Source organism: Comamonas composti DSM 21721 (genome assembly GCF_000429845.1).
Lineage (GTDB): Bacteria > Pseudomonadota > Gammaproteobacteria > Burkholderiales > Burkholderiaceae_C > Comamonas > Comamonas composti.
Genome location: NZ_AUCQ01000014.1, coordinates 159,688 through 168,231 on the forward strand (window position 1 = coordinate 159,688; position 8,544 = coordinate 168,231).

General features: G+C 58.5%; 7 protein-coding genes, 2 tRNA genes and 2 pseudogenes. 7 read left to right on the top strand and 4 right to left on the bottom strand.

The window, feature by feature from the left end; translation table 11 throughout:
• Window positions 1-19 precede the first annotated feature (19 nt).
• Together G486_RS0110480 and radC are read right to left on the bottom strand one after the other, a co-directional pair.
• Window positions 20-667, bottom strand: a complete 648-nt coding sequence (locus tag G486_RS0110480) for a Smr/MutS family protein (RefSeq protein WP_027015499.1) — start codon at window positions 665-667, stop codon at window positions 20-22.
• Window positions 664-1,347 (bottom strand): RadC family protein, encoded by a 684-nt coding sequence (gene radC / locus G486_RS0110485; protein ID WP_027015500.1) that lies wholly within the window; start codon window positions 1,345-1,347, stop codon window positions 664-666. The genes G486_RS0110480 and radC overlap by 4 nt, the downstream gene beginning before the upstream one ends.
• Window positions 1,348-1,425: 78 nt before the next feature.
• Between radC and G486_RS0110490 the strand changes: the two genes are divergently transcribed.
• Both G486_RS0110490 and ispH read left to right on the top strand, forming a co-directional pair.
• Window positions 1,426-1,905, top strand: coding sequence for an FKBP-type peptidyl-prolyl cis-trans isomerase (locus tag G486_RS0110490; protein WP_027015501.1), 480 nt, complete (start codon window positions 1,426-1,428; stop codon window positions 1,903-1,905).
• A 113-nt stretch (window positions 1,906-2,018) separates the two neighbouring features.
• Entirely contained in the window at window positions 2,019-3,008 is a 990-nt protein-coding gene (ispH, locus tag G486_RS0110495) for a 4-hydroxy-3-methylbut-2-enyl diphosphate reductase (protein ID WP_027015502.1), read from the top strand.
• A gap of 157 nt (window positions 3,009-3,165) precedes the next feature.
• On the opposite strand, the gene G486_RS0110500 is transcribed toward ispH, so the two are convergent.
• Complete coding sequence (locus tag G486_RS0110500) at window positions 3,166-3,888, bottom strand: CBS domain-containing protein (protein ID WP_027015503.1); 723 nt, start codon at window positions 3,886-3,888, stop codon at window positions 3,166-3,168.
• Window positions 3,889-4,063: 175 nt separating this feature from the next.
• On the opposite strand from G486_RS0110500, the gene serS reads away from it, so the two are divergent.
• The 4 genes and pseudogenes from serS to G486_RS24780 all read left to right on the top strand — a co-directional run.
• On the top strand, window positions 4,064-5,380 hold the full coding sequence (gene serS, locus G486_RS0110505; protein ID WP_027015504.1) for a serine--tRNA ligase: 1,317 nt from the start codon (window positions 4,064-4,066) through the stop codon (window positions 5,378-5,380).
• A gap of 29 nt (window positions 5,381-5,409) precedes the next feature.
• A tRNA-Ser gene (locus tag G486_RS0110510) sits at window positions 5,410-5,499 on the top strand.
• A gap of 169 nt (window positions 5,500-5,668) precedes the next feature.
• Window positions 5,669-5,745 (top strand) — tRNA-Arg (locus G486_RS0110515).
• 114 nt (window positions 5,746-5,859) lie between these two features.
• A pseudogene (locus tag G486_RS24780) lies at window positions 5,860-6,057 on the top strand (hypothetical protein); the annotation flags it as partial.
• A 321-nt stretch (window positions 6,058-6,378) separates the two neighbouring features.
• Here G486_RS24780 and G486_RS23515 read toward each other — a convergent pair.
• On the bottom strand, window positions 6,379-7,026 hold the full coding sequence (locus G486_RS23515; protein ID WP_084455186.1) for a LysE/ArgO family amino acid transporter: 648 nt from the start codon (window positions 7,024-7,026) through the stop codon (window positions 6,379-6,381).
• 967 nt (window positions 7,027-7,993) lie between these two features.
• Here G486_RS23515 and G486_RS22040 point away from each other — a divergent pair.
• Window positions 7,994-8,544, top strand: a pseudogene (locus G486_RS22040) (IS3 family transposase); the annotation flags it as partial.

Sequence of the window (8,544 nt, forward strand, 5' to 3'; positions counted from 1 at the left end):
GCCGGGCAGGGCCGGGGCGCTAGCGCTTGCCCGGCTGCAGCAGCACGACCAGGGCGCCGGCCCCGCCGTCCGCAGGTCTGGCCTGGACGAAGGCCAGCACTTCCTTTTTCTGCACCAGCCAGCGCTGGACTTTGGCCTTGAGCACGGGCACGCGGCCCGGCGAGCCCAGGCCCTTGCCGTGGACGATGCGCACGCAGCGCACGCCTGTGCGGTGGGACAGGCGTATGAACTGGCCCAGGGCCTCGCGCGCCTCGTCCGAGCGCAGGCCGTGCAGGTCCAGCTGGCGCTGGATGCTCCAGTGGCCGCCGCGCAGCTTGCGCGTTACGTCAAGCCCTATGCCGGAGCGGCGAAAGCTCAGCTGGTCGTCGGTGTCGAGCAGGGTGCTGACGTCGAACTCGTCGCTCATGGCCTCTTGCAGAACGCGCTGCTCGTCGATCTCCAGTTGCAGCGGCAGCGGGGAGGGAGGGGGTTCCTGAAAACTGATCTGGTTGCGCTCGCGCAGCGGCATGACTGGCCCTACGGTGAGGGCGAAGAGGTTGCGCTCGCGCTGAGCGTGGGCGCGTGCCTCGGCCTCCTGCCGGGCCAGTTCCTGCGCGCGTTCGCGTGCGGCCTTGAGCTGGCGCGAGATGGAGGCCAGATCCTGGAGGCTGTGCAGGGCGCGGCTCACAGCAAGCCCTCCTGGGCCATGGACAGGGCCGAGCCCGGGGCGACGATCACATGGTCGAGCACGGCCACGTCGATCAGTGCCAGGGCGGCTTTCAAGGCCCGGGTCAGGACCCGGTCGGCACCGCTGGCCGCGACCTGGCCGCTGGGGTGGTTGTGGGCCAGGATGACGGCTCCCGCATGGTGGTGCAAGGCTCTGAGGGCGACCTCGCGCGGGTAGACGCTGGTCTGGGTCAGCGTGCCGCGAAACATCTCCTCGAGCGCGATGAGGCGGTTCTGGCTGTCGAGAAACAGCACGGCAAACACCTCATGCGGCCTGGCCGCGAGGTGCAGCTGCACATAGCGCATGACCTCCTCCGGGGAGGACAGGGCCGGGCGCTGGCGTAACTGCTCGGTCATGGCGCGGCGTGCGAGTTCGAGTACGGCCAGCAGCTCCGCGCGCTTGGCCGGACCCAGGCCCTTGATGTGCTTGAGGTCGCCCTGGCTGGCCTGCAGCAGGCCAGACAGTCCGCCCTGGCCCGGCAGCTGCAGCAACTCCTGTGCGAGCTGCAGCACGCCTTTGCCGACCATGCCCGTGCGCAGCAGCACGGCCAGCAGCTCGGCATCGGACAGGGCGGCTGCGCCGCGCTGGGCGAGCTTTTCGCGCGGCTGGGCGTCGGGCGGCAGGTCTTTGATGGGCGGCATGGTGGTGGCGGGGTACGCCCTGAGGCGGTCAGGGCATGGCGGGTTTCCTACAATGCAGGGCAGTTTATCGGGACTTTCATGACTCAAAGCGCTTCTACCCACGCCATTGACGACCTGCCCAGAGTGCAGGCCGGCTCGTTTCTGACATTGCATTACCGTCTGGCCGGCCCTGCAGGGGATGTGATCAACACCTTTGCCGACAAGCCCGCCACGCTGTCCCTGGGGGCGGGTGAGCTGTCGCCCGCCATGGAGCAGCGCCTGATCGGCCTGGCCGAGGGGGTGCGCACCACGTTCGAGCTGCCTGCAGGAGAGGCCTTTGGCGAGCGCAACGAGGAGATGCTGCAGTGGGTGGCACGCAAGCTCATGAACGAGCTGGGCGACCCCGACGAGCAGTACGCTCCGGGCGACGTGGTGCAGTTTCCCACGCCGGACGGGCTGGACAGCTATGCGGGCTCGGTGGTGCAGGTGCGCGAGGACGGCGCGATCTTGTTCGACTTCAACCATCCGCTGGCAGGCCAGCCGGTGACGTTCGAAGTCCAGCTCATCGGGGTGCTGTGAGATGCCATACGCGCTGAGCTGCGGCGCAGCTTCCCCTGGGAAGGGGGCGGCACCTTCGGTGCATCTGGGTTCGAGGTGCGCCAGCTGCATGCGCTGCGCCCGGGAGTGTTGAGATGCTAGGAGCCAAGGAAGTCCTGCTGGCCGAGCCGCGCGGCTTTTGCGCGGGTGTGGACCGCGCCATCGAGATCGTGGAGCGGGCCCTGGCCAAGTTCGGCGCGCCCATCTACGTGCGCCACGAAATCGTGCACAACACCTTCGTGGTCAACGACCTCAAGGCCAAGGGCGCGATCTTCATCGAGGATCTGGCCGAAGTGCCGCCCGGCGCAACCCTGGTGTTCAGCGCGCATGGCGTCTCCAAGGCCGTACAGGCGGAGGCCAAGGCCCGCGGCTTTACGGTCTTCGATGCCACCTGTCCGCTGGTCACCAAGGTGCATGTGGAAGTTGCCAAGCTCGCCAAGGAAGGCTATGAGTTCCTCATGATCGGCCACAAGGGCCATCCCGAAGTCGAGGGCACCATGGGCCAGCTGTCCGAGGGCATACACCTGGTCGAGGACGAGGCCGACGTGGCGCGCGTGCAGCCACGCCAGACCGAGAAACTGGCCGTGGTCACGCAGACCACCCTGAGCGTGGACGATGCGGCCGGCATCACGGCCGCGATACGCGCGCGCTTTCCCCAGGTGCGCGAGCCCAAGCAGCAGGACATCTGCTATGCCACGCAGAACCGCCAGGATGCGGTCAAGGTGCTGGCGCCGCAGGTGGATTTGCTCATCGTCGTGGGCAGCCCCACCAGCTCCAACAGCAACCGCCTGCGCGAACTCGCCGCGCGTCTGGGCACGCCCGCCTATATGGTGGACAACGCCGGCGAGCTCGATGAGCAATGGTTCGAGGGCGTGGCGCGCGTAGGCCTCACGGCCGGCGCCTCGGCCCCCGAGGTGCTGGTGAATGAGGTCATTGCGCGCATCAGGCAGCTGGGCGCCGTGGCCGTGCGCAAGATGGACGGCATCGAGGAAACCGTGAAATTCCCTCTGCCCAAGGGGCTCAAGATCGATGCCGCCACGGGCCTGGAGATCGAGGTGCGCAAGCGCCCGGAAACCGGGGCCTGAGCGACGACAATTAACAAATAGTGAGCTGCCAGCGCTTGCTGTGTAAGGATTTAAGCATTGTTTGATGCTGAAGTCTTTGCACAGCAAGCGCTGGCAGCTCACTTTTTATTGGCTTCTCCTTGAGTCCACCAGCACGACGTCCAGAGGCAAGCCTGTTCTAGGTCCACAAGTCCAGCGGCGGATCGGTGGCCACGGCGCGCAGAATGTCCGTGCGGCTGATGAAGCCCAGCAGGCTGCCCAGCTCGTCGGTCACCGGCAGGCCGGGAAGGCCGGTATCCAGCAGCACGCGTGCCACACGGCGCAGCTCGGTGTCGGGGCTGACGGTGGGGATGGGCGAAATCATGACCTCGTGCACGGGCCGGCGTGCAAGCGCAATCGCCTGGGCGATGTGGCCGGGCTCGGGCAGCAGATCCAGCGGAGCCATGTCGGCGCGCAGCAGCAGGCCTATCACCAGACCCTGGCCGTCAAGCACCGGAGCCTGGGCCACGCCTTGTTCGGCCAGCTTGCGCCAGGCGTCATTGACGCCTGCATTCTGCTCGACGGTGATGATGGTGCTCGTCATGGCATGGGCCACCGTGTGCAGCAGCTGGCGCGGCTGCCTCGGGCCCCTGGCCGTGGACTGGTAGGCCTGGGCCACGCCCTTGCCATGTGCGGCCGATATCTGCGGCTGCGCAGGCGAGGCCGCCGCTGCAGGCCCATTCGGATGCTCGGCCTGCGCCAGTGCGGACGTGAAGCCGGGCGCATCGCCAGACGTGTCTGCCCCGGTCGCACGGGTGCGCAGAGCCTGGGGGCGTTGAATGCGGCGCACGCGGGCAACCTGGCTGAGGCGCTCAAGGCTGCCTCTGAACATTTGCCCACCTGGCCCAAAGACAAAGAACATGGCAGCTCCTGCTTCATGGATCGCGCCGGTTGCGCGCCATATGCAGGATTCTCGCCAGATCCGGCGCAAGCGGGCTGCTGAACGACCTTAAAACCTGCAAGCCCGAAGGAGCCAGGGGCAAAGAGTGGGACGCATTTGCGGGGCGGCAAGGCTCTTCCCCCTAAAATCAAGGGCTATGCTCGATATTCTTCTTCTTCGCAAAGACTTGGCCTCGGCGGTTGCCAAGCTAGAGACTCGCAAAAAGCCGCAGGCCTTTCTCGATGTGCAGGGATTCCAGTCCCTGGAGGCCGAACGCAAGGCCTTGCAGACGAGGACCGAGGAATTGCAGTCCCGGCGCAACCAGCTGTCCAAGCAGATAGGCATGCTCATGGGCAAGGGTGACAAGAACGCGGCCGAGGCCGCCAAGGCCGAAGTCGCCGAGCTCAAGGCCGAGCTCGATACGTCGGCCGCCCGGCTGGAGCAAATCCAGGCCGAGCTCCAGACGCTGCTGCTGGCCGTGCCCAACCTGCCCCATGAATCCGTGCCTGTGGGCAGCGATGAAGAAGGCAATGTGGAGGTGCGCCGCTGGGGCCAGCCACGAAGCTTTGATTTCGAAGTGCGCGATCACGTGGACCTGGGCCAGCCGCTGGGCCTGAGCTTTGACGACGGTGCCAAGCTCTCGGGCGCACGCTTTACCGTGATGAAAGGCCAGATCGCACGCCTGCACCGGGCCCTGGCCCAGTTCATGCTGGACATGCAGACCGGCGAGCATGGCTATACCGAATGCTATGTGCCCTATATCGTCAACAGCGACTCCCTCAGGGGTACGGGCCAACTGCCCAAGTTCGGCGGCGACCTGTTTGCGGCCCAGAAGGGGGGGCAGGACGCCGAGCCCGTGCCCGACCATTCCCAGCTCTACCTGATTCCCACGGCCGAAGTGCCTCTGACCAACCTGGTGCGCGACAGCCTGCTGGCCGAAAGCGAGCTACCCCTGAAGTTCACGGCCCACAGCCCCTGCTTTCGCTCGGAGGCCGGCAGCTATGGGCGCGATACGCGCGGCATGATTCGCCAGCACCAGTTCGACAAGGTCGAGATGGTGCAAATCGTGCATCCCGAAAAAAGCTATGCAGCCCTGGAGGAAATGACCGGCCATGCCGAAGCCGTGCTGCAGAAGCTGGGCCTGCCCTATCGCGTGGTCTGCCTGTGCACGGGCGACATGGGCTTTGGCGCGAGCAAGACCTATGACCTGGAAGTCTGGCTGCCCGCGCAAGACACCTTCCGCGAAATCAGCTCGGTCTCCAACTGCGAGGCCTTCCAGGCGCGTCGCCTGCAGGCCCGCTTCAAGAATGCCCAGGGCAAGAACGAGCTGGTCCACACCTTGAACGGCTCGGGCCTGGCCGTGGGCCGTACCCTGGTGGCCGTGTTGGAGAACTACCAGAATGCCGATGGCTCGATCACCGTGCCAGAAGCACTGCGCTCCTACATGGGCGGCCAGGAATCCTTGATGCTCTGATTCTTGTGCTAGAATGCTAGCTTCGCTGCGGAGAGGTGGCAGAGTGGTCGATTGTACCTGACTCGAAATCAGGCGTACGTGCAAGCGTACCGAGGGTTCGAATCCCTCCCTCTCCGCCAAGCGTTATTTAAAATCAATGGGTTGCGAGAGATTTTAATATTTGTCCCACAAAAAATACCACAAAAAGCTATTGCTTAAATAGCTTGCTGAAGTGGATTTTTGGGGTGAGAGTAAAATCTGGGGCCTACTGATATGGTTTTTCCTTTATTCGGAGAGATCATGAAAATTGCGGCTGTAGCTCAGCTGGATAGAGTACTTGGCTACGAACCAAGGGGTCGTGGGTTCGATTCCTGCCAGCCGCACCAAACGTCAAGCCACAGAGTAGAAATGCTCTGTGGCTTTTTCGTTTTCCCTCCAAGAAAAGCCCTTGAAAGTGCAGATGCCACCTGATGTGCTCAAAGGTACGCATTTGAGCCTAGTTGGAGCGCCGGTTTCGCGTGCTCAAGCAGCAGTTGTGCTGCCGGAGTCTCGAGAAGAACACGGCGCAGATCATTAGCTTGCTTGTCCTCTCTAGCCTGTGGATAACCTGGCACAGGTTGCTCGCGCCGGGAGTAGCTCGATGTGATGCTGGTGCCAGAGGTTCAGCAAGTGTGGCAAGTCAATATGCAAGTCTATGACGTTGGCAAGGTCTGGCGTTAACTCAAGAGCAACTGATGCGTCAGCAAAGTCTGCGTGGCGTGCAACTTGGGTAAAAGGGCCGGGAGGCCACGAGGAGGGCTTGAAGGCATAGCCCCATCGACGATCGAGCCATTGCGGATGATCTTGCGGCAAATGGTGCGAGCAGCGGGCAATGGATCGCTGGCTCCAGCCCCGCTGCAAAAGAGAAGCTATCGTGAGGCGATCTTCTGGCTGCAAGTGCGTATATCGGGAGGTCATCTGTGCAAATCACCTGGGGTTCAGGTGTTGCACTTCAAGCTTGAGAGCGCCCTTATGTGTCGTTAAGAATGCGGTGTGTGATGACCTAATATCACTGAAATTAGAAAAATAATTAGCTGAGATGCAATAAGCCACATAATGCAAGCAATCACAAACTCTAATATCCTCCAGGATTTCGGGTTGCCGAATAATGGTGTGAGAACACGTGCACCATATCCCAAGCAACAAAACCATAAAAGTGATGACGAAAGTGAGCCAGTCAAAAATAATAATTTTTCATTGAGCGGCATTGTGCCGGCTATGCCTCCAACAATGACTACCGTATCTAAATAAACATGAGGATTTATCAGTGTCACAGCCAATGTTGCTAAAATAATACTGCTTGTGTTTTTTTCTTGAGAAGTCTGTGTATTGATGTTTAAGGCTTCTGATGATCGGAATGATTGGTAAAAAGACCGTGCACCATAAAAAAATAAAAAGACTGCGCCAAATCCGGCTAATAGTATCGAAAATATCTTGCTTTGTTGAATTAAATCACCCAACCCAAATACGCCTATGGAAATAAGAATGAAATCACACAAAAAGCATATAGCCACTATGGCGGTAATATTATTTTTTAATATCCCGTGCTTTAATACGAAAGCATTTTGAGTTCCAATGGCTACGACCAGGGAACCAGATACCAGAAAGCCTTTTATCAATGCATTCATTCAATTTCAATCGTTTTCTTGAATGTGTTGAAGTAGAACTATTAAAAATGTCCAAGGTGTTTGTCAAGAGTTTTGGCGTGAGATGATTCTGGGCAGCTTCCATTTTGAGATGTGCAATAAATAAATACTGCAACAACTCTAAAAGGTCGATCTGTATTTTATTTTATCGACTTTAAGGGTTTCACGTAATTAGGGCGCTTTCTGGCGTCCATGCAAATCATTTGTCCTGATTTGGGGTAAATTATTATACAATCCTCCTCTAATGAAGATCCTATGGTTTCTGGTCGAGTGGTAACTACAAGCTCTCCATCGGAGCCTGGCGGATGAGTCGTTACATAGAGGAGTACCGTCGGGACCCAATCGAAATGGCATTCATATCGCATGATATTCCGTAATCGTCAATATCATATGCGGCTTGTAAATTTATAGCATAAGCAGGGTCGTTGGCGCAAAACAAGACTTCGTCATCGTAAAACTCTCTTATCATATTCAAGTCAAGGCCGCGATAAAATCATGCAACCATGGTAATTCATGCAGGATAGCCTGACCACTTACCGTTAAAATTGGGATTTCAATATTTGTATTGATTTATCGAGAGCTTTCATCTGCTAGATGAATAGTATGATAAATCGCTTTTCTTTTGGTTAAATCAATTATTTCTTTTTGCCAATATTTGGGTGGTTTCCCAGAAGCTGATCGTATATTCACTGGAATAAATTTCAAAATTATTTAATTGACTCATGTGTGTTTTTTAAAAGAAATTTAAAATCTATTTGCTATTTAAGTAAGCATGCTTGATATTATTTTATAATAACACTCAAGGCATTCTATTGAGTGTTATTTTCTGTATTTGATTGTTTTATTAGGTGTTGTATCTGATGGATATGAATATTATTGGCTCTATGCCATTTCCCGTGGAGCTTGACGCTAGCGCCCAGGCTGATGCAGGTGTAATAGCCATCCCTTCCTGCTGGTGCACATCCGTGCAATCAACGCCGAGGTGAAAGGCGAATATGGCTGGCCCCGCATGCACAAGGAATTATTGGCACGGGGCATTTGTGCGGGCAAAGAGCGAATACGCACGCTGATGCAGCGGCACGGCATCAAGGCCTTGGCCAAGGCCAAGCGCAAATTTGTGGTGACCACGGACAGCAAACATGGCTTGCCTGTGGCAGCTGATCTGGTGCAGCGGCGGTTTACGCCTGCAGCCCCGAACCAAGTGTGGTGCAGCGATATCACCTACATATACACCGCTGAGGGTTGGCTGTACCTGGCAGCGGTCCTCGACCTGTTCAGCCGTCAGGTGGTGGGCTCGAGCCTGCAGCCCCACATGCAAACCAGCCTGGTCAAAGGTGCGCTGCTGACCATGGCACGGTGGCGACGCAGACCTGCACCTGGATTGATCTTCCACAGTGATAGAGGCAGCCAGTATTGCAGTCATGAATTCCAGAGGGCTCTGCACAAGTGGGAGATGCGCTCATCCATGAGCCGCAAGGGCAACTGCTGGGATAACTCGCC

Excerpts from the sequence above, each read along its gene's own strand:
- radC (WP_027015500.1), bottom strand. The coding sequence starts at position 1,347 with ATGCCGCCCATCAAAGACCTGCCGCCCGACGCCCAGCCGCGCGAAAAG.
- G486_RS0110490 (WP_027015501.1), top strand. The coding sequence starts at position 1,426 with ATGACTCAAAGCGCTTCTACCCACGCCATTGACGACCTGCCCAGAGTG.
- ispH (WP_027015502.1), top strand. The coding sequence starts at position 2,019 with ATGCTAGGAGCCAAGGAAGTCCTGCTGGCCGAGCCGCGCGGCTTTTGC.
- G486_RS0110500 (WP_027015503.1), bottom strand. The coding sequence starts at position 3,888 with ATGTTCTTTGTCTTTGGGCCAGGTGGGCAAATGTTCAGAGGCAGCCTT.
- serS (WP_027015504.1), top strand. The coding sequence starts at position 4,064 with ATGCTCGATATTCTTCTTCTTCGCAAAGACTTGGCCTCGGCGGTTGCC.
- G486_RS23515 (WP_084455186.1), bottom strand. The coding sequence starts at position 7,026 with ATGAATGCATTGATAAAAGGCTTTCTGGTATCTGGTTCCCTGGTCGTA.